Origin of the sequence: Kribbella voronezhensis (assembly GCF_004365175.1) — a bacterium.
Lineage (GTDB): Bacteria > Actinomycetota > Actinomycetes > Propionibacteriales > Kribbellaceae > Kribbella > Kribbella voronezhensis.
On sequence record NZ_SOCE01000001.1, the window covers coordinates 3,938,813 to 3,959,311 of the forward strand.

Here is a 20,499-nt window from a genome sequence, read left to right on the forward strand (position 1 = left end):
TACGCCTCGTCCTCTGGCGACCCCGGCGCGGGCGATCAGTGGTGCACGGTCACGACCGGCTCGAGTACCAGCCCGAAGCTTCGTAGTACGCCGAGTAGTTCGCGGTGCCCGAAGGCCTGGCAGGCCGACGCGAGTCCGGCGCGACGCGGCGGCTGCTGGAGCAACGAGTACGCCGCGTACGCCTGGAGTGCGCCGGTTTGCTTGTAGTTGCTGTTGCCGTGGATGACACAGTGCGCCCGCCCGAGCGGCCCCGAGGCGTGGACGGAATCGAGCGAGGTGTTGATCCGCGGGTTCTCGCGGGGTGGCATGCTCGCCTGGACCGAGGCGGCGACCTCACCGAGCGCGGCGTCCTGCTGGTCGACGGGGAGCGTCTTGATCTGGCTCTCCACCATCTTCACCGCCTCGACGACGCCCTGCATGACGGTCCGGTCGAAGACGCCGCCGGCCACCTTGACGTTGGCCACCCGGGGGTCGTGCCTGAACCACACCGGGTGGCTCGTCCCACCCCAGGGCAGCGCGAGGGCACTCGCATGCTGTCCCGGGACGTTCACCTCGAAAGTGGTCAGCGGATCCCACTTCACGAGTTCGTTCTGTTCGAGGTAGTGCCAGTCCGCCTTCAGAATGGTGAAGATCGTCTGGGTCGACGCGTACGTCGGGAAGCCCTTCCAGAGCACCAGGATGTCGAGCGTGTCGAGCCCCGGTGTCTCCAGGCAGATGTTCGCCGCGATCTCGCCGGTCGTGTACATCTGGGCGACACCCGGCGACAGCAACAGGCCTTGCGCGGCGAACTTGTCGCTCCAGTTCTTCTCCGCCTCCAGCATCCAGTCCTGCTCGCCGGTGGTGTCCAGGTAATGGCAGCCGGCCGCCAGCGACGCCTCGACCACCTCGGGCCCGTACTTCACGAACGGGCCGACCATGTTGCTCACCACCTTGGCGCCGCTGAACAGCTCGGTGAGTGCGGAGACGTCGTGCTCGACCTCCACCACCTCGTGGTCGACGGTCTCGATGCCGGGGACCTTGTCGAGGACCTCCTGGACCCGGGCCTTGTCCCGTCCCGCCGCGATGAAGGGGACGTTGTACTCGCGCAGGTACTCGCAGACGAGCCGGCCGGTGTACCCGGAGGCGCCGTACACGACGACCGGTTTGTCGCCCATCACATGCCCATTCCGCCGTCGACCGGCAGGCCCGCGCCGGTGATGAACTTGGCGGCGTCGGAGGCCAGGAACACGACCGCGTCGGCCATGTCGCCGACCTCGCCGAGGCGCCCGAGTGGGGTCAGGCCGATCACGTCACCGACCGCGGCCTCGGCCGACGGCCAGAGCCCTAGCGTGACCATGTCCGCGGCCAGCTTCATGCCCATCTCGGTCGGCACCAGGCCGGGGTACACACAGTTGACGCGTACGCCGTACCCGAGCTTGCCGGACTCCATCGCGGCGACCCGGGTCAACCGGTCCACCGCCGACTTGGTCGCGGAGTACCCGGCGATGCCCGGGAACGGGATCGTCGCCGCCACGCTGGAGATGTTGACCACCGAGCCACCGGACCCCGCCGGTCCACCCGGGCGCATCGCCCGGAACGCGTGCTTCAGGCCGAGCGCGGTGCCCAGCACGTTGATCTCCAGCATGGTGCGGACGTCGGCGGGATCGAGGTCGACGACCAGACCGGACAGTTCGACGCCGGCGTTGTTGACCAGGATGTCCAGACCGCCGAGCTCAGCGATGGTGGCGGTGACGGCCGCCTCCCAGTTCGCGTCGTCGGTGACATCCAGTGGCACGAAGGCGGCGGTGGCGCCCGAGTCCTTCAGGCTGTCCGCGGTCGCCTTGCCGAGATCTTCCTGGATGTCTGCGATCACCACCGAGGCACCGGCCTTCGCCAGCGCCTCGGCCATCCCCTGACCGAGGCCGCGCCCGCCCCCGGTCACCAGCGCCTTGCGCCCGGTCAGGTCGTACATGCACTTCTCCTCCCGCTGCGGGGTGCCCGATCACCGATGAGGTGCGGTGACCGGGCGATGCTGACAGCGTTGTGGACTTCTGGACAGTCGTCAAGAGTTCCTTGGACAACTGTCAAGAAAACGTCCGGCCGGGGTACAGTCGGAGGACTACCTCCGGCGCCGCCCCGATCGTGGTCGCCGCCGGGACCCCAGGAGGCCTGATCGTGACCGAGGTGACGGACCGCATCTCGCGCCGGCAGGTGGACAAGTTCGCGGAGCGCCGCTCCCAACTCGCCACCTCGGCGCTGCGAACGCTGTCCCAGCTCGGCTACGCCCGCACCAGCCTGCGCGAGATCGCGCAGAACTCGGAGTTCTCGCACGGCGTACTGCACTACTACTTCCGCGACAAGGTCGAGCTGATCATGTACTGCGTCAAGCAGTACAAGGCCGAGTGCGTCACCCGCTACGACCAGATCGTCGCGACGGCCGAGGACGCCGACCAACTCAAGGTCGACTTCGGCGCGGCCCTGGCCGTCACCTGCGAAGAAGACGCCACCATGCACCGCCTCTGGTACGACCTCCGCAACCAGTCCCTCTTCGAGGAGTCCTTCCGCGAGGACACCCTGGAAATCGACAAGTCGCTGGAACAGATGATCTGGCGCATCGTCACCACGTACGCCGACCTGGCCGGCCGCGACCTCTCAGTCACCCCCGCCACGGCTTACGGCCTCCTCGACGGCCTCTTCCAGCAAGCCCTCTTCCGCCACCTCGCCGGCGACGAAACCGCCCTCCCGACCCTCCGCACCGCCACCGAACAAACCCTCCCCAAGTTCTTGCTCAGCTGACAACGACCCCGCCCACGCGACCTCCTACGTCGGCCGCTCCCCACCCCCCAGCTCCGGCTCCTCCGTCGCCCTCCGCTGCCTCGCTCAGGGTCCGCCGGTCACCCAACGATCTGCCGATCTTCACGCGTGCCGAGACATCGACACATCCGGCCTCTCGCCGTCCACTTTGTGCTGCTGGCTTCGGACCGGTGCGCTGGACCCCCGGGGAGCCAAACCGTCCAGGTGACGCGACGATGACTTTCGCCTGCCTGGTCGAGACCCACATGCTGCGTCAGTTGCGGCTTGCTGGGCTCTCGTTGCAAGCCATTCGGGATGCCGCGGTCAGGCTGCGAACGGACGCCGGCAGACCGCACCCACTCGCCTGGCGTCGGATCGCGCATGACGGGCGAGACCTGCTGATGGAGATTGCCGCCGAAGGGCGGGACGCGGGTCGAAGACACCGAGTGGATCGAGTGGGCTGATCGCGAGCAGCTCGTCGTATTGACAGAGGATGACGCGATTCGCCGGCGACCGCTGGAACGGGCCGCCTTGGGGGAGTCCGGTCTGCGGGTGTTCTGCCTGACCAATGCGAATCTCACGAAGGCGGAGCAAGTCGCGAGATTCGAGCGCTGGCCGGCGATTCTGCGGAAATGCCGGACGGCAGGCCCGTTCGTTGGTGGCGTCTACGCGGACCGCCTAAAGGATCTGCCGTTTGATCGACCTTGCACTCAGCACTAGTTGCCCTCGGCTACTACCTGTCCACCGGACACACGCACCCGGGATGTCTACCCGGCTGCGGCGCATTGGGCACCTGGGCGAGGCAGCGAAGGGCGACGGAGGAGCCCGGAGCTGGGGGGTGCGGAGTGGCGACGTAGGAGCCGCGTGGGCGGGGTTACCTGTTTCGTTGGTCGTTGATGCGTTTTGCTTTGCCGAGGGAGCGTTCCAGGGCGTGGGGTTGCAGGATCTCGACCCTGGCGGTGATGCCGATGCGCCTTTTGATGAGGTGGGTGAGGGCGTTCGCGGCGGGAGAGTGGTCGGTGAGGCCGGGGGCGGCTTCTACCTGGACGGTCAGTTCGTCGAGGCGGTTCGGGCGGGTGAGGGTGCAGAGGTAGTGGGGTGTGAGGCCTTCGACGGTGAGGATGAGTTCTTCGATCTGGGTCGGGAAGACGTTGACGCCGCGGATGATCATCAGGTCGTCGGTGCGGCCGGTGATCTTCTCCATTCGGCGCATGCCGGGGCGGGCCGTGCCGGGGAGGAGTCTGGTGAGGTCGCGGGTGCGGTACCGCAGTACTGGGAAGGCCTCCTTCGTCAACGTGGTGAAGACGAGTTCGCCCTCGGAGCCGTCCGGCAGTACCTCGCCGGTGACGGGATCGATGATCTCCGGGTAGAAGTGGTCCTCCCAGATGTGCAGGCCGTCCTTGGTTTCGACGCATTCCTGCGCGACGCCGGGCCCCATCACCTCGGAAAGCCCGTAGATGTCGACCGCGTGCATGCCGGTCCGTGACTCCACCTCGGTCCGCATCTGCTCGGTCCACGGTTCGGCGCCGAAGATCCCCACCCGCAAGGAGGTCTCGCGAGGATCGATGCCGCGGGCAATCATCTCGTCCATGATCGCGAGGAAGTACGAGGGCGTCACCATGATGATCTGGGCGCCGAAGTCGCGGATCAGGTCGACTTGGCGTTCCGTCATCCCGCCGGAGACCGGGACGACCGTGCAGCCGAGCCGCTCGGCGCCGTAGTGCGCACCGAGCCCACCGGTGAAGAGCCCATATCCGTAAGCGACATGGCACACGTCTCCGGCGCGGCCACCGGCGGCGCGGATCGATCGGGCGATCAGGTCGGCCCAGTTGTCGATGTCGGCCCGCGTGTACCCGACGACGGTCGGGCGCCCCGTCGTACCGGAGGACGCGTGCACCCGGACGACGTCGGTACGAGGGACGGCGAACATGCCGAACGGGTAGTTCTCCCGCAGGTCGTGCTTCGACGTGAACGGCAGGCGGCTCAGGTCCGCGAGCGACTTCAGCTCATCGGGGACGAAACCCACGCCGTCCAGCGCCGCGCGATAGTGCGGGACATTCTCGTACGCCGTGCGCACGGTCGCCTGGAGTCCGGCGAGCTGCCGCGCCCGGAGCTCGTCCACGGACAGCCGTTCACCGGCGTCCTGGAGCTCCACCGGACACGCCTCACCGAGGAACCGATCGGTCATCCCAACCTCCCTAGAGCCCCAGTATTCCCCTGGGCAGCACTACGGCCGTGCGAGCAGGGTCGCGATGCCCTGGCCTACCCCGATACACATCGTGGACAACGCGTACTCGGCGTCGCGGTGGCGAAGCTCGAGAGCGGCTGTCAGTGCGAGGCGGGCGCCGGACATACCCAGGGGGTGTCCCAGGGCGATGGCGCCGCCGTTCGGGTTGACGTGCTCAGCGTCGTCGGGAAGGCCGAGTTCGCGCAGGACCGCGAGGGACTGGGCCGCGAACGCCTCGTTCAGCTCGATCACGCCGAGGTCGGACAACGCGACGCCGGTGCGGGCAAGAAGCTTGCGGGTGGCCGGAACCGGCCCGATCCCCATGATGCGAGGCGGTACGCCGGCCGCGGCGGTGCCCACGATCCGCGCGAGCGGCGTGACGCCGAGCCGCGAGACGGCGTCGCCACTCATCACCAGCAGAGCAGCGGCACCGTCGTTCACACCCGACGCGTTGCCGGCCGTCACCGTGCCGGGCGAACGGAACGGCGTCTTCAAACCGGCCAGCGCCTCGAGCGACGTCTCCCGCGGGTGCTCGTCGACCTCGACGGTCGTCACCGCGCCCCGCTTGCCGCGGACGGATACCGCAACGATCTCCTCCGCGAGACGCCCGTTGGCCTGCGCCTTCGCGGCCCGCTGCTGACTGCGCACCGCGAACAGGTCCTGGTCTTCGCGGGAGATGCCGAAGTCAGCAGCTACGCTCTCCGCCGTCTCCGGCATCGAGTCGATCCCGTACTGCTTCTCCAGCAGGGGATTGACGAACCGCCAGCCGATCGTGGTGTCGAAGATCTCCGCCTGCCGGGAGAACGCGGTAGTTGCCTTCGGCATCACAAAAGGTGCCCTGGACATCGATTCGACGCCACCGGCCAGCACGATCTCGTTGTCTCCGGCAATGATCGACCGGGCCGCCGAGGCCACCGCGTCGAGGCCGGAGCCACAGAGCCGGTTGATCGTCGTACCGGGTACGTCGGTAGGCAGGCCGGCCAGGAGCAGTGCCATCCGGGCGACGTTGCGGTTGTCCTCGCCCGCCTGGTTGGCGCAGCCGAGGATCACGTCGTCGATCGACGCCGGGTCGAGCGCGCTGTGCCGGGCGAGCAACGACGAGATCGCGTGCGCCGCGAGGTCGTCCGGGCGGACCGCGGCGAGCGCGCCGCCGTACCGGCCGATCGGGGTGCGAACACCGTCGACGAGGTAGGCCTCACGCGCCATCGTGACTCTCCTTCAGAACTGTTCCGGACAATTGTCGGCTGCGACCGCGGAACTCGGCGATCAGGTCGTCGCCGCGGCGGACCGTGACGTCGTAGATCCCGTTCCGCCCGTACGACGCCCGCTCGCGCGCCTCGGCGACCAGGAGATCCCCGCGCCGAGCCGGTGCGACGAAGACGATGTCGGCCGCTTGTGCGACGGTGACCTGGTTGCGGGAGTTGCAGGCGAACGCGAACGCCGAGTCGGCCAGCGTGAAGACGAAGCCGCCGTGCGCGATCCCGTGCCCGTTCACCATGTCGTCGCGCACCGGCATCTCCAGCACTGCGAACCCTTCACCGACCCGGACCAGGCGCATGCCGAGGGAGGCGCTGGCGCTGTCGTCGGCCCACATCGCCGCGGCAACGGCCGCGGCCAGGTCCTCGCTCATCCGTCCACCCAAACTGAGTCCACTGCAGAGGGTTGTGACACTCTATCGGCGATCTGGCCATTGACTGTAACATCACCTCTGAGACCCGGCCTACGCTGTTCGGTAGCAGCAGGCAGTTCCCGACCCTGGAGCGCGCAGATGACCACCGCACCGACCCGTACCGATTGGCTCGCCGCGCACCGTGAGCGCCTGGACGGAGCTCTCGCCGCGATCCGCAGCCGGGGCTACTTCTCCGCGTTCCCGGAGTCGCCGAGCCCGCGCGTGTACGGCGAGACGGCGGCCGAGGACGGCAAAGCGGCCTTCGAGGCACACCGCGGTACGGCGTACCCGGTCGAGACGCCGGGATCGAACGGCACGGTCAGCACCGAGGAGTCGCCGTACGGGATCCCGCTGGACGTCCAGTATCCGCGGACCGTCGAGGACGGCCTGGACGAGCTGCTCGCGGCGGCGCAGAAGGGTATGAGCGACTGGCGTAAGGGCGGCATCGAGACCCGTGTCGGCGTGACGCTGGAGATTCTCGATCGGCTGCACAAGCGCGTCTTCGAGCTGGCCAACGCGGTTCAGCACACGAGTGGCCAGGCTTTCGTCATGGCGTTCCAGGCCGGCGGCGCGCACGCGCTGGACCGGGCGCTGGAGGCGATCGCCTACGCGTACGAGGAGATGAGCCGCTACCCGGCCGAGGCGGTCTGGGAGAAGCCGGCCAAGGGTGACCCGATCCGCTTGGAGAAGAACTTCACCGTCGTCGGCCGCGGCGTCGCGCTGGTCATCGGCTGCAACACGTTCCCGACCTGGAACTCCTGGCCCGGCCTGTTCGCCTCGCTGGTCACCGGCAACGCGGTGGTCGTGAAGCCGCACCCGCTGGCCGTGCTGCCGCTCGCGATCACCGTCGACGTCTGCCGCGAGGTCCTCGCCGAGGCCGGTTTCGACCCGAACCTGGTCACCCTGGCCGTTGAGCACACCGGTGACGGCCTGGCCAAGCCGCTCGCGCTCCGCCCCGAGGTGAAGATCATCGACTTCACCGGCGGCAGCGAATTCGGCGAGTGGCTGGAGCAGAACGCGACCCAGGCCGAGGTGTTCACCGAGAAGGCCGGCGTCAACGCCGTGCTGATCGACTCGACCGACTCGTTCAAGGCGCTCTGCAACAACCTGGCCTTCACGCTGTCCCTGTACTCCGGCCAGATGTGCACCACCACGCAGAACCTGTTCGTCCCGACCGGTGGCATCGAGACGGACGAGGGCCACAAGTCGTTCGACGAGGTCGGTGCCGGGATCGCGAACTCGATCGGCAAGCTGCTCGGCGACGACGCCCGCGCGGTCGAACTGCTCGGCGGCATCGTCAACAGCGCCGTCGTCAGCCGGCTCGAACTGGCGCCGGAGTACGGGCAGGTCGTGCTGGAGTCGCGCGCGATCAAGCACCCGGCGTACGAGGACGCGGTGGTCCGTACGCCGTTGCTGGTCGCGATCGAGTCCAAGGACGAGGAGGTGTACGGGCGCGAGTGCTTCGGGCCGGTCTCGTTCCTGGTCCGTACTGCGGACACCGACGAGTCGATCGAGCTGTTCCGCAAGACCGTCGACGAGGGCGGCGCGATGACTGCCGGGGTGTACTCGACTGACGCGGCCGTGCTGGAGAAGGTGCGCGATGCGGCGCTCGAGGTCGGGGTGGCGTTGTCGGAGAACCTGACCGGCCAGGTCTTCGTCAATCAATCGGCTGCTTTCAGCGACTTCCACGGCACCGGAGCGAATCCGGCCGCCAACGCGACGTACACCGATGGTGCTTACGTTGCGAGTCGCTTCCGCGTCATTCAGTCTAGGCGTCATGTCTGACGCCCTGGATTCCGAGAACCTGCGAGAAGCGCTCGCGTACTACGACAGCTGGCTGGCATTCAACCAGCGCTACCAGCGGATCCCCGGGGTCCAGGCGGCGGTGTACGCCGGCGAGGCGGTCGCGCTCTCCTCGGCGTACGGGCTCGCGGATGTCGAGCAAGGCGTGGAGCTGACGTCGGAGCACCTGTTCCGGATCGCTTCGCACTCGAAGACGTTCACCGCGACCGCGGTGCTGCAATTGGTCGAGCAGGGTCGGCTGCGGCTCGACGACAAGGCTGGGTTGCACGTCACCGAGCTGGTCGGGACGCGACTCGGTGAGCTGACCCTGCGCGAGTTGCTGGCCCACGCCGGCGGCATCACGCGGGACAGCGGAGACGCCGGCTGGTGGCAGCTGGTGAAGGCGTTCCCGGATCGCGAGGAACTGCTCGCCGTACTGCGTGACGACGCGTCCGCGGTGATCGACGACAACGACCGGTTCAAGTACTCCAACATCGGCTACGGCCTGCTCGGACTCGTGATCGAGGCGGCCAGCGGTACGTCGTACAACAACTACGTCCAGACCGCGATCGTGGACAAGCTCGGGCTCTCCGGGCTGGGCCCGGAGCTGGATGCAGCGCGGAGTGCGGAGTACGCGGCGGGGTACAGCGCGTACAGCTACGCCGACCACCGGGTGCCGATCGACCATGTGGACACCCGGGCGCTGGCGTCCGCGACCGGGTTCTTCGGCAGCGCGGGCGATCTCGTCACGTACTTTTCGGCGCATTTCCCTGGCGACGACCGGTTGCTGACGGACAAGTCGAAACGGGAGATGCAGCACCCGCTCTGGCAGACCAGCGAGGAGGACTGGCCGCGGTACGGGCTCGGTCTGCAGGTGTCGAAGGTGGGCAAGCGGAAACTGTTCGGCCACGGCGGTGGCTACCCGGGCCACATCACCCGGTCCCTCGCCGACGGCGAGCAGCGGATCGCGGTGTCGGTACTGACGAACGCGATAGACGGGCCTGCCGGGCAACTCGCCGAGGGCTTCTTCAAGCTGCTCGACCTGGCCGGCTCGAAGGAGCGCGGGACGGAGCCGGGGCTGGAACGCTTCACCGGCCGGTTCGCGAACCTCTGGACGGTGTACGACTTCGCCGTACTCGGCGGCCGTCTCTATGTGCTCGACCCGACGTCGCCCGACCCGGCGGCCGAACCGCAGACACTGGAGGTCGACGGCGACGAACTGCGCGTCACTGGCGGTTCGGGGTACGGCTCGTACGGCGAGTCGTACCGCTTCAACTTCGGTCCGGACGGTCAGGTCGAGTCGGTTCGCGGGTCAGGCGGACTGCTGTCGCAGCCGATCGACCGTTTCACCCTTCCCGATCGGGTGCGTACCGTGCAGGCATGACGATCCACGGGGAACACCCCTTCCTCCCGCCGGAATCGGAGCGAAGCCCGGTACGCCGGTTGCGCGGCCGACTGCCGTCGCCGGTCGGCCTCTGGACCACCTCGGACGACGGCAAGCGCGCCGGGCTGACCGTGTCGTCGATGCTGATCGCCGACGGTGAGCCCGGTCTCGTGATCGGGCTCATCGACCCGGACTCCGACCTGTGGGAAACGTTGCGCTCGGCAAGGACCGCCGTCGTCAGCCTGCTCGGCGCCGGCCACCAGCAACTCGCGGACGCCTTCGGTTACGTCGCCCCCGCGCCAGGCGGCCCGTTCCGGATGATCGACTGGACCGACACCGACTGGGGACCGGCCCCCGTCGGCGTCACCACCTGGGCCGGCTGTCGCCTGGTGGACCCCGACCCCGCCGAGGTCGGCTGGTCCCTCCAGGTCCACCTGGAAATCGCCCACGTAGAACTCCAACCCGACGACCTCCCACCCCTCATCCACCGCCGCGGCCGCTACACAGTCCTGTAGAACTCCCGCCCACGCGACCTCCTCCGTCGGCCCTCCCCTAGCTACGGCGCTCCTTCGTCGTACCTCCCGCTGCCTGGCTCTGGGCTTGCCCCGTGGGGTGGACACCGGGGGCAAGCCACTCCGGGATCAGCGGAGGGCAGCCAGTTGGTCGAGGGCGATCATCAGGTCTCGATCGCGGCCGACGGCCACCATGCGCTCATAGGTGGCGTCCTCGGCGGCGTTCTGGTGCATCACGTTCAGCTGGAGCGTCAGCCGTTCCGCGATCAGGTCGAGGATCTCGTCAGTGGTGCCTTGCCAGCCGTACTCGCGGAGAAAGTCGGCAAGTCGAGGCAGGCGCGAGTCGAAGTCAGTGAAGCCTTCGGCGGCCACGACATGGGAGGCATGCAACGGCGTCCAGGAGAACGCGACCCAGGCGACGTCCAGCTCCAGGCGTACCGGACCGGCCATGTCCCAGTCGACGAAGCCGACCAGGCCATCGACGTTCCATACCGCGTTGTACGGCGCGGCGTCGTTGTGCGCGAGGATCATGCCCGGCTGCCAGCCTTGTCCTTCGCGCCAGCAGGCATCGTCCGGTGGAACGAAGTCGGCGACGGCTGCGTGATAGCGGCGGAGCCAGCGCGCAACATCGGTCAACGCCGATGAGCTGTGGGTCCACGCAGGCCACGGCCGGGCGTTCCCCACCGTTTGCCCAGCCAGAAAGCTGACCATCTCGCGGCCGTCTGCGTCCACACCCAGCGGACGCGGTGCTCCCGAGAAGCCGGCAGCCTCCAGATGAGCCAACAACGCATGGACCGACGGTGTCCACGCCCCCGCGGTACGCCGTACGACGCCGTCCACCAACGAGGCTCCACCGTCGAACCCACCATCCAGCCGTTCACCCATAGCGTCCATCCTCCCCGAACGCCTCCGCAGACAGCCCGAGGTCATCCCGCAGGTGATGCCCGGTCAACGGTTTGGGGAGTCGGGTGATTGGTTGGTGGTGTGGTCTCGGGCCTTGCGGTGGAGCAGTTGCGTGAGGGGGAGGGTGATGTAGGCGAGGAAGGCGGCGAGCAGGATGCCCCACCAGAAGTGGATGACGGCGAAGTAGATGCCGGCGAGGATCCAGGCGGTCAGCTGGACTCGTAGTACGAGAAGGTATTCGAGGTTGAGGAGTGGATCTGGCGGCCGAGTCGAGGCGTCGGTCGGGAAGGCGCCTCGTTGCCTGAGCCGGAAGAGCACGATGACGCGGGTGGTCCAAGTCAGGACGAAGGCAGCTTGGAGGACGGCGGCCGGCCAGACTCCGATCATCGCTGTCAGGACGGTCGTGGCGACCAGCACGGCGAGGGGGATCAGAGCGGCGATGAGTTGCCCGCGGAAGCTCTTGGGCATCTGACCTCCTGACAGCCGGCGAACGAGACCATTCCCACCAGTCGCACGACCGATGCACGCGCGGCTGTCGGAGTGGCTGTCCCGACGGACAGGAGATAGTGGACGGAGCCTAGTGCACTTGAGCGCTGCGAGTGGCGTGCGTACGGCGTACTGGAGGTGCACTACCTGTCGGTCGGGACGCCTTGCTAGGCGTGCTGGGCTGATGCGCAGGTGGTGCAGGTGCGGGCTACTGGGCGAGCCTCGAGGCGGTCGGCGGCGATCGGGCGGCCGCAAAGCTCGCAGGTTGTGTAGGTGCCGGATGCCACGCGTGCGAGCGCGGCGTCGATCTCTGTCAGGTGTTGACGGGCCTGCTCGGCCAGCGCGCCGAGTTGGGAGCGTTCGAAGGCGATCGTCGAACCTTCGGGATCGTGTTCGTCGTCCGCGTTGCTGTCGCGGGATGCGGCGACGACCGCGTCGAAGTCGTCGCTCAGGTTGGCCAAGCGGTCCAACGTCTTCTGCCGCTCACGCTCGAGACGGGTCCGCGGATCGTCCATCCACCCATTCTGGCTCGGCGAACGCGAGATGGTCGCCGGGGGTGGTGGCTCCCGGCCGCCCTGAACCTCGCGGCTACTCGCTGATGTCCCGGATCAGCTTGGCCGGTACGCCGGCGGCGAGGGTGTTCGGGGGTACGTCGTGGGTGACGACTGCTCCTGCGGCGACGACCGAGTTCTCGCCGACGGTGACGCCCTGGAGGATCATCGCGCCGGCGCCGATCCAGACGTTGCGTTCGATCCGGATCGGCGCGGCCGTGATGCCGTCGAAGCGGGACGCCGGAGGGACCGGGTGGCCGGAGGTGATCAGGCTGACGCCGGGTCCGATCATCACATCGTCCCCGATCTCGATGCCGCCGATGTCGTTGAGCTGGCAGCGTTGGTTGATGAAGACCTTGCGGCCGACGCGGATGTTGATCCCGTGGTCGCAGTACAGGGGCGGGATGAGGTTGAAGGTCTCGTCGACGGGCTGCCCGGTCAGTTCACTCCAGACCGAGCGGATCGCCTCGCGGTCGTCGTACGAGAGTGTGTTGAGCCGCTCGGTCAGCCGGATCGCCCGCTCGACCCGCTCGCGGATGCCGTGTACCTCCGTCACGCCCTCTTCGGTCCAGAGCTTGGCCATGTCGTCTCCTCGTCGTCGCTCGGGTGACTGATGCAACAGGGGATGAGCGGGCCCGCACAAACAACGGTCGGGGCGGCGTGCCACAACTCTTGGTTGTCTAAGGTGATCAGGTGGATCTCGAGGCCGTCCGGACGTTCGCGGCGGTCGTCGACACCGGTCAGTTCCAGGCTGCTGCCGACGAACTCGGCATCACCCAACAAGCCGTCTCCAAGCGGATCGCCGGCCTGGAACGCGTGCTCGGCGTACTCCTGCTCGTCCGATCGGCACGCGGTACGAGCCTGAGCATCGACGGGCAGGCGTTCCTCCCACACGCCCGCGAACTCCTTCGGGTCGCCGACCGCGCGCTCACCTCGGTCCTCCCCGGCCGGCGCGCACTCCGCATCGACGTCCTCAACCGTCGCGCCGCCACCGCAGCCGCCCTGCACGCCTTCCACCAGGCCGATCCCGGCGTCGACCTCGACGTGGTGACCCTGCCCGATGCCGATGTCGACGCCGCCGTGGTCGCGGTAGCCGCCGGAACCATCGACGCGACCTTCCGCGCTATCACCGATCCGCGGCGCCAACTCACCGCTCCCGTCACGGCATGCCGGGTCATCGACGACCCTCACCAACTTCTCGTCGGCCCCCGCCACCCGCTCGCGGAGGCAACCAGCCTCACCCTCGCCGACCTCACGCCGTACCGGATCTGGATGCCCGGCATGATGCCCGGCTCCGAGTGGCGCCTGTACTACGAGGAGCTCGCGCGCGCGTTCACGCTCGCGATCGACACGGGCGGCCCGAGCTTCGGCGTCGAAGTTCTCCTCGACGAACTCGCCGGATCCGCCGACCTCGCCACCTTCGTCGGCGAGGGCACCCGCTACTTCTGGCCGGAGTCGTACGACCTCCGCCGCATCCCGATCGTCAACCCCACGCCGGTCTATCCGCACTCGATCATCTGGCGCGAAGACAACCCACACCCGGCACTCGCAGCCTTCCTCCATCACCTGCGTTCCACCCGCACCAGCCCCGCGAGCCAGATCTGGGTCCCTCCGTGGGCAGAGAGCGTGAGGAGCTAGTACTACGGGCAGTCCGCCCACGCGGCTCCTTCGTCGCCGCTCCCCACCCCCCAGCTACGGCGCTCCTACGTCACGCCTACCGCTGCCTTTGTTCGAGGAAGAGTTCGCTCACGGTGGAGTCCTGCGCTGTGTCGTGCTGAGCGCTCGCAGTTGGCGAGAGAATGGCGACCTTCGCTCCGTCGGTCGTGCTGATAGGAGCAATTGCACTCATGTCGAGGCAGCGAAAGGCGCGACGCAGGAGCGCCGTAGCTGGGGGGTGGGGAGCGCCGACGCAGGAGGCGCGTGGGCGGCAGTCGTTGAAAGATCTAAAGTGCTTGGCATGAAAGCGACGACTATCCATGCCCCCTTCGATGTGCGGCTCAGTGACGTTCCGGATCCGGTGATCGAGAAGCCCACCGATGCTGTGGTGAAGATTGTTGCCGGGTGCATCTGTGGGTCCGATCTGTGGTCGTACCGCGGGGAGAACAAGATCACTCCGGGGAGCCGGATCGGGCACGAGTATGTCGGGATCGTGCAGGAGGTCGGGTCGGAGGTGCGGACGGTGAAGCCGGGTGATTTCGTCGTCACGCCGTTCGTCGCGAGTGATGGGACGTGTCCGAACTGCAAGGCCGGGCTGCAGTCGGTGTGCCAGAACATCGTGGGGATCGGCAGCAAGGGGGCGGACGGCGGCCAGGGTGAGTACGCGAAGGTGCCGTGGGCAGATGGCACGCTGGTCGCGACGCCCGAAGTACCGGACGATGCGCTGGTTCCGTCGTTGCTGACGTTGTCCGACGTGATGGGGACCGGTTGGCATGCGGCTCGTTCGGCGCGGGTCAAGGCCGGCGACACCGTCGTGGTGGTCGGCGACGGCGCTGTTGGATTGTGTGGGGTTCTCGCCGCTGCCCGGATGGGTGCAGAGCGGGTCGTCGCGCTGTCGCGGCACGAGTCGCGGCAGAAGCTCGCGCGCGAGTTCGGCGCGACGCACATCATCGCCGAGCGCGGGGACGAGGCGAAGGCCGCAGTACTGGAACTGACCGACGGGGTCGGAGCGGACGCCGTACTGGAATGTGTCGGCACCGACCAGTCCTTCAAGACCGCGTTCGACGTCGCCCGGCCGGGCGCGACCGTCGGGTTCGTCGGCGTACCGCACGGTGTGGAGGTGCCGATCCGGACGATGTTCAGCCGGAACGTCGGGTTGGCGGGCGGCGTCGCTCCGGCGCGTCAGTACCTGCCCGAGCTGATGGCGGACGTACTGTCGGGAGCGATCAACCCCGGTCTTGTCTTCGATGCGGAGCTGCCGCTGAAAGCGGTTGCCGAGGGCTACCAGGCGATGCACGAGCGACGCAGTATCAAGGTTCTGCTGCGTCCGTGAGGATGTCGTGCCCGTCGGCGGGCATTGACTTCAGGCTGTGAACGGCCTCAACAATTGCGCACATTAAGGTGTCACATCTGCACAACGTGCGTGTGTAGAACGTTGACACCTGCCCGCACGCGTGCCCAGAGTTGGCCCGTCAAGGGGGCATTCATGATGTCCAGACAGCTCCATGAGCTGATCGGAGAGTGAAAAAATGCGTGGTGGTTTGAGCAAGACCTTCGCGGTCATGGGTGCCGTGGGTCTTCTCGCGGTCAGTGCCTGCGGTAACAGCAACGACAACTCCGGTGGGGGCGGCTCGTCGGCCAGCAAGGACGTCACCGTCTTCACCTGGTGGGCAGACGGCGGCGAGAAGGCCGGACTGGACGGTCTGGTCTCGACGTTCAACACCGAGTGCAAGGACTACAAGTTCGTCAACTCCGCCGTCGCGGGTGGCGCCGGTTCGAACGCCAAGCAGGTGCTGGCGAACGACCTGGCCGCCAAGAAGCCGCCGTCGACCTTCCAGGCGCACGCCGGCGCCGAGCTGGGCGACTACATCAAGAACGGCCAGGTCGACGACGTCAGCGACCTGTACAAGGAGTTCGGCCTGGACCAGGCCTTCCCGAAGAGCCTGCTGGACAACCTGACCGTCGACGGCAAGATCTACTCGGTGCCGGCCAACGTCCACCGCGCCAACGTCGTCTGGGCCAACCCGACGGTGCTGAAGAAGGCCGGCCTCGACGCCACCAAGGCACCGGCCACGGTCGACGCCTGGATCGCCGACCTGGAGAAGCTGAAGGCGGCCGGAGTCAAGGCTCCGCTGGCCACCTCCAAGGGCTTCGCCCAGGAGATGGTGATGGAGGTCGTGCTGCTCGCCGAGCTCGGTCCGGACAAGTTCACCGGCCTGTGGAAGGGCGAGACCGACGCCAACGGCGCCGACGTGACAGCCGCGCTGACGAAGTACCAGAAGCTGCTGAGCTACAGCAATGTCGACCGCGACGCTATCGACTGGCCGGACGCGCTGGGCTACGTCAACAAGGGCCAGGCCGGCTACACGGTGATGGGTGACTGGGTCGCCGCGCAGCAGTTGGCCGACAAGGTGCCGGACTCGGCGTACACCTACTGGCCGGCGCCGGGCACCGCGGGGAACTTCCAGTTCCTGGCGGACTCGTTCACGCTGCCGACCGGTGGTCAGGACCCCGATGGTGCGAAGTGCTGGCTGAAGGTGGTCGGTAGCGCGGACGGCCAGAAGGCCTTCAACACCAAGAAGGGCTCGATCCCGGCCCGTTCCGACGCGGTGCCGACGGACTACCCGAAGTACCAGCAGTCCGCGATGGCCGACTGGAAGTCGAACAAGATCGTGCCGTCCTGTGCGCACGGCGCTGCCTGCAGCCTCGGTCAGAACGACAGCATCCTGTCCGCGATCAGCCAGTTCAGTGGCAAGCCGGACGTCGCGACGCTGCAGAAGGCCCTGGCGACCGCGATCAAGTCGTCCTGACCCGCGTTGTCCTCACCGGTTGCTGGTGGTTCGTCTTGCCGCCGGCACTCAACCTAGCCACAAGACAAACCACAGAGATCTGGAGTCCTGAGCATGCATGGAAGGATCCGTACCTGGGGTCCGGGTGCGTTGGTGCTGCTGCCGACGGTGTTGTTGCTCGGGTACTTCGTCTACGGGTTGATCGCCTGGACCTTCAACACCTCGTTGACGGACAAGCACAACGCCCGCCCGGTCCCGACGAAACACGTCGGGTTCGAGAACTACGTCAACCTGTTCGGTGAGGACCGGTTCCTCAACTCGCTGAAGAACCTCGGCGTGCTCACGGTGGCGTTCATCGTGGGCACGCTGATCTTCGGCGTGCTGTGGGCACTGCTGCTGGAGAAGGGGGTCACCGGCGAGGGTGTGTTCCGGTCGATCTTCCTGTTCCCGATGGCCGTGTCGATGATCGCGTCCGGCGTCGTCTGGGGCTGGTTGCTGAACCCGTCCCAGGGCGACGACGCGCGCGGCCTGAACCGGCTGTTCGCCCTGCTGCACCTGAATTTCCTGGAGAATCCCTGGTGGACCGCCGGCAGCAGATGGACGACGATGGCGTCCATCGCGCTCCCCGCGGTCTGGCAGCTGTCGGGGTACATCATGGCGCTGTTCCTCGCCGGTTTCCGCGGGATCCCGCCGGAGCTTCGCGAGGCGGCGCGGGTGGACGGCGCGTCGGAGTTCAAGCTGTACCGGTACGTGCTGTTCCCGCAGTTGTCCCCGATCGCGTTGTCGGCGCTGATCATCCTCGGGCACATGTCGCTGAAACTGTTCGACCTGATCTACGCGATCACCGGGCCGAACCAGTTCCGCACCGAGGTGCCTTCCGTCTACATGTGGAACACCTTGCTGCGCAGCGATATGGCCAAGGCGGCGGGTATCGCGATCGTGCTGCTCGCGGTCGTCGCCGTCCTCGTCATTCCCTATGTCGCCTACACCGTCCGGCAGGAGAGCGAAGAATGACCGTCGTGGAGGCATCGGCTGCCACCGGTAAGGCCGCAGCGGCGATCAGCCGGAAGCCGCAGCGCAGTACGATCAGCGACGGATCGACCAGGAAGAGCCGGACCGTTCGGTATGTCCTGCTGCTGTTGTTCCTGCTCTTCGTCCTGACGCCCGTGTACGTCGTACTCATCACCAGCTTCAAGACCTCCAGCGACACCACCGCCGCCGCGCAGTGGTCGTTGCCGCAGACCTGGACCCTGGAGCCCTGGCGCAAGGCCTGGGACGTCCTGCAGCCGTACATGGTCCGCTCGCTCTCCCTGGCGGTGCCGGCCGCGATCATCGCGTCGATGATCGGTTCGGCGAACGGGTTCGTGCTGGCCCGCTGGCGGTTCCCCGGGGCGAACCTGGTGTTCGCGTTCATCCTGTTCGGGATGTTCATCCCCTACCAGGCGGTGATGCTGCCGCTGCGGCAGACCTACCAGGACCTGGACGTCACCCGCGGCATCCCGACCCTGCTGATCACGCACGTGATCTACGGTCTGCCGATCTGCACGCTGATCTTCCGCAACTACTACGCGACCGTGGTGCCGAACGAGATCATCGAGTCGGCCCGGGTCGACGGCGCCGGCCTGATCCAGACCTACGCGCGGATCATCCTGCCGATCTCGATCTCCGGCTTCGTGGTCACCCTGATCTGGCAGTTCACCTCGGTCTGGAACGACTTCCTGTTCGCCCTGTTCCTCACCCAGCAGAACAACGGCCCGGTCACCCTCGGACTGGCGGCGCTGGCAGGTGGCCAGAAGGTGGACTACGCGGCCTCGATGGCCGGTGCCCTGATCACCTCGTTCCCGACCCTGCTGGTCTACATCCTGCTCGGTCGCTGGTTCATCGGCGGCCTGATGGCAGGCGCCCTCAAGGGCTGACCCCCGTACTACGGCCTCGCGGCTCGCGCGCACTCCGGTGAGCGCGAGCCGCGCGTCGTACTGGATTCACCTGCAGTGCGTGCGTCGTCACGGCGTGTCGAGACCTTCATCCACAGGACGCGCGCACGGCCCTGCGGGCAGGTGCTCATCAGCGGTAATCTCGCCAGGGTGACCAAGTCACGAGGCCGGGACGGACGCGGCAGCCACCTGCGGCTGGTCGACTCCAGTCCGGGCTCCACCCCAGCGCAGCCGCCGGTGGGTGTCGTGGGGACAGACCTCGACACCACGCCGAGCGTTGCCGTGCTGGAAACCTTGCTGGAAACGCTGCAACTCGACCTTGCTGCGGCCCCGCCCGCGCTGCATCCGGTGATCGCGGAGGCCTCGGTCGCCCGGTCCGCCGCGTTGCTCGCCGACCAGCTCTGGCCGGCCGGGCAGCCCGACGAGATCGGGGAGGTCGAGCGGTTCTTCTGGGCCGATGCCGCTCGCGTGCTCGGTGAGCGGCGGGACCTGGAATCCTTTGTCCTGTTGACGAGTCTGGCTCGAACGGTCGGTCCGGCCGGGCGGTTGCCGCTGCAGCGAGCGCACCTGTCGCGCGGGCGTACGCAGTACGGGGTCCCTGATTGGGTCTCCCGGATCGCGGGGTTCCGGCTGACGAGTGCGATCGTGTCCGAGGACGTCAGCGGGGACGGGCTCAGCGTCGTGCTCGACTACGACGACGACCAGCATCCGCACACCGTGGTGGTTTTCGTCGACAACAATCAGGGCGCCATCGCGAAGGATGTCTTCGTCGGGCCCCCGGTTGATCGCGTCGTCGAGGCGTATCAACGTGGCGGCCGGGTCACCGTGCGCACCGTCCGGCCGGCAACGGCCGCCGGGATCATCCTGCAAGCGCTCGGGGAGACACACGATCACGACGACCCGCCGGTGACCGAGGACTTCGAGTTCTTCTCGGGTCTTCTCGTGAACCGGCTGACCCAGTTGCCGGAACGGCCGATCCGGCCGCCGGTGCGGCCGCAACTGTCCGGGCGGCAGCGTGATCAGCTGGTGACGGAGTTCCTCGACTCCGGTTATGCGAGCGGTCTGCCCGACGACGCGGCCGATATCGCGCGGCTGTGGATCGACCACGCTGTGGACCGGACGGTGGGCGGCCCGCTGCGGGTGAGCGCCGTCCTGGTCGAGCTGTTCCTTTCGTACTGGCTGCCGCGCAAGGTGCTTGCCGACAGCACCTACTTCGCCGCGGTCCCGAGGGTGGTGAAGGCGTGGCTCGAGTTCGCGGGGGAGCGGACGGCGCTGGATCTGGCCACCGTCGAGGAAGCCCTCGACGCGGTCGACGTATGGACCCCTGCTCTCGAGGCGGCGGCGCTGGCCGAGCCGATCGGCTCCCGCACCGGCGAGCGCGTGTTCCTGGATGACACGAGTGACGATCTCGAGGACGCCTACCGCACGCTGGCCGGCCTCGGCGCGCCACCGCAACCGGACCTCCGCGGCCTGGACAAGTCCCAGGCCGCCACCTTGACCGTTCTCGCCCCGCACGCCTGGCTGCTGGCCGGCGAGACCCTCGGCACCGACTACGCCGCCGAGGCCTACGAGATCGCCGACCGCCTCGTCCGCGACGCCCCCGACCTGCTCACCAAGGCCCGTCTCTCCACCTGGCCCCGAGCCATCGTCTGGCTGCTGGCCCACCGCCACCGCCTGGTCGGCCCCGGCGAGCCCCTCACCCCCCTCGCCCTCGCCTCCGAGCTCTCCTCCTCCCCACCCACCCTCCGCAAAACCGCCAAGCTCCTCACAGACACGCTGATCCTGCCCCGCTGAGTAAAGCGAAGGCGTAGGGGCCCGCTGCCTGAAGAGCGAA

General features: G+C 67.7%; 20 protein-coding genes. 11 read left to right on the top strand and 9 right to left on the bottom strand.

Annotation, left to right across the window (positions count from 1 at the left end; all coding sequences use genetic code 11):
* Positions 1-35 precede the first annotated feature (35 nt).
* Together EV138_RS18225 and EV138_RS18230 are read right to left on the bottom strand one after the other, a co-directional pair.
* Positions 36-1,154: a DUF5938 domain-containing protein gene (locus tag EV138_RS18225; protein WP_166678630.1), complete on the bottom strand. Its 1,119-nt coding sequence runs from the start codon at positions 1,152-1,154 to the stop codon at positions 36-38.
* Complete coding sequence (locus EV138_RS18230; RefSeq protein WP_133980080.1) at positions 1,154-1,951, bottom strand: SDR family NAD(P)-dependent oxidoreductase; 798 nt, start codon at positions 1,949-1,951, stop codon at positions 1,154-1,156. The genes EV138_RS18225 and EV138_RS18230 overlap by 1 nt, the downstream gene beginning before the upstream one ends.
* A gap of 203 nt (positions 1,952-2,154) precedes the next feature.
* On the opposite strand from EV138_RS18230, the gene EV138_RS18235 reads away from it, so the two are divergent.
* On the top strand, positions 2,155-2,775 hold the full coding sequence (locus tag EV138_RS18235) for a TetR/AcrR family transcriptional regulator (RefSeq protein ID WP_133980081.1): 621 nt from the start codon (positions 2,155-2,157) through the stop codon (positions 2,773-2,775).
* A gap of 405 nt (positions 2,776-3,180) precedes the next feature.
* The gene (locus EV138_RS38600) at positions 3,181-3,492 is read left to right on the top strand and encodes a PIN-like domain-containing protein (protein WP_166678631.1); all 312 of its coding nucleotides are present in this window, start codon (positions 3,181-3,183) and stop codon (positions 3,490-3,492) included.
* Between the two features lie 154 nt (positions 3,493-3,646).
* On the opposite strand, the gene paaK is transcribed toward EV138_RS38600, so the two are convergent.
* The 3 genes from paaK to paaI are packed head-to-tail and all read right to left on the bottom strand — an operon-like array spanning position 3,647 to position 6,629.
* Positions 3,647-4,960 carry a phenylacetate--CoA ligase PaaK gene (gene paaK, locus EV138_RS18240; protein WP_133980082.1) on the bottom strand — a complete coding sequence of 438 codons (1,314 nt, stop codon included), beginning with the start codon at positions 4,958-4,960 and terminating at the stop codon, positions 3,647-3,649.
* 39 nt (positions 4,961-4,999) lie between these two features.
* A complete protein-coding gene (gene pcaF / locus EV138_RS18245) occupies positions 5,000-6,205 on the bottom strand; it encodes a 3-oxoadipyl-CoA thiolase (RefSeq protein ID WP_133980083.1) in 1,206 nt (401 codons plus the stop codon).
* A complete protein-coding gene (gene paaI / locus EV138_RS18250; RefSeq protein WP_133980084.1) occupies positions 6,195-6,629 on the bottom strand; it encodes a hydroxyphenylacetyl-CoA thioesterase PaaI in 435 nt (144 codons plus the stop codon). The genes pcaF and paaI overlap by 11 nt, the downstream gene beginning before the upstream one ends.
* A gap of 138 nt (positions 6,630-6,767) precedes the next feature.
* Between paaI and paaN the strand changes: the two genes are divergently transcribed.
* Genes paaN through EV138_RS18265 form a run of 3 tightly spaced genes read left to right on the top strand, consistent with a single transcriptional unit; the run spans position 6,768 to position 10,349 of the window.
* Positions 6,768-8,453, top strand: a complete 1,686-nt coding sequence (paaN, locus tag EV138_RS18255; protein ID WP_133980085.1) for a phenylacetic acid degradation protein PaaN — start codon at positions 6,768-6,770, stop codon at positions 8,451-8,453.
* Entirely contained in the window at positions 8,446-9,834 is a 1,389-nt protein-coding gene (locus EV138_RS18260; protein ID WP_133980086.1) for a serine hydrolase domain-containing protein, read from the top strand. The genes paaN and EV138_RS18260 overlap by 8 nt, the downstream gene beginning before the upstream one ends.
* On the top strand, positions 9,831-10,349 hold the full coding sequence (locus tag EV138_RS18265; protein WP_133980087.1) for a flavin reductase family protein: 519 nt from the start codon (positions 9,831-9,833) through the stop codon (positions 10,347-10,349). The genes EV138_RS18260 and EV138_RS18265 overlap by 4 nt, the downstream gene beginning before the upstream one ends.
* Positions 10,350-10,475: 126 nt before the next feature.
* Here EV138_RS18265 and EV138_RS18270 read toward each other — a convergent pair whose 3' ends face one another.
* The 4 genes from EV138_RS18270 to EV138_RS18285 form a co-directional block, all read right to left on the bottom strand.
* Complete coding sequence (locus EV138_RS18270) at positions 10,476-11,231, bottom strand: aminoglycoside phosphotransferase/kinase family protein (RefSeq protein ID WP_133980088.1); 756 nt, start codon at positions 11,229-11,231, stop codon at positions 10,476-10,478.
* 63 nt (positions 11,232-11,294) lie between these two features.
* Entirely contained in the window at positions 11,295-11,717 is a 423-nt protein-coding gene (locus EV138_RS18275; RefSeq protein ID WP_133980089.1) for a hypothetical protein, read from the bottom strand.
* A gap of 185 nt (positions 11,718-11,902) precedes the next feature.
* Positions 11,903-12,250, bottom strand: a complete 348-nt coding sequence (locus EV138_RS18280; RefSeq protein WP_133980090.1) for a TraR/DksA family transcriptional regulator — start codon at positions 12,248-12,250, stop codon at positions 11,903-11,905.
* A 73-nt stretch (positions 12,251-12,323) separates the two neighbouring features.
* The gene (locus EV138_RS18285) at positions 12,324-12,869 is read right to left on the bottom strand and encodes a sugar O-acetyltransferase (RefSeq protein WP_133980091.1); all 546 of its coding nucleotides are present in this window, start codon (positions 12,867-12,869) and stop codon (positions 12,324-12,326) included.
* A gap of 110 nt (positions 12,870-12,979) precedes the next feature.
* Here EV138_RS18285 and EV138_RS18290 point away from each other — a divergent pair, with 110 nt between their 5' ends.
* The 6 genes from EV138_RS18290 to EV138_RS18315 all read left to right on the top strand — a co-directional run bounded on the left by EV138_RS18290 (position 12,980) and on the right by EV138_RS18315 (position 20,459).
* Positions 12,980-13,924, top strand: coding sequence for a LysR family transcriptional regulator (locus tag EV138_RS18290; RefSeq protein ID WP_133980092.1), 945 nt, complete (start codon positions 12,980-12,982; stop codon positions 13,922-13,924).
* 319 nt (positions 13,925-14,243) lie between these two features.
* Entirely contained in the window at positions 14,244-15,275 is a 1,032-nt protein-coding gene (locus EV138_RS18295) for a zinc-dependent alcohol dehydrogenase family protein (RefSeq protein ID WP_133980093.1), read from the top strand.
* 196 nt (positions 15,276-15,471) lie between these two features.
* Entirely contained in the window at positions 15,472-16,752 is a 1,281-nt protein-coding gene (locus EV138_RS18300; RefSeq protein ID WP_133980094.1) for an ABC transporter substrate-binding protein, read from the top strand.
* Positions 16,753-16,845: 93 nt separating this feature from the next.
* Positions 16,846-17,745 carry a carbohydrate ABC transporter permease gene (locus EV138_RS18305; protein ID WP_133980095.1) on the top strand — a complete coding sequence of 300 codons (900 nt, stop codon included), beginning with the start codon at positions 16,846-16,848 and terminating at the stop codon, positions 17,743-17,745.
* Positions 17,742-18,647 carry a carbohydrate ABC transporter permease gene (locus tag EV138_RS18310; protein WP_133980096.1) on the top strand — a complete coding sequence of 302 codons (906 nt, stop codon included), beginning with the start codon at positions 17,742-17,744 and terminating at the stop codon, positions 18,645-18,647. Before EV138_RS18305 ends, EV138_RS18310 begins: the two co-directional genes overlap by 4 nt.
* Positions 18,648-18,815: 168 nt before the next feature.
* A complete protein-coding gene (locus EV138_RS18315; RefSeq protein WP_238158210.1) occupies positions 18,816-20,459 on the top strand; it encodes a hypothetical protein in 1,644 nt (547 codons plus the stop codon).
* Positions 20,460-20,499: the final 40 nt, after the last annotated feature.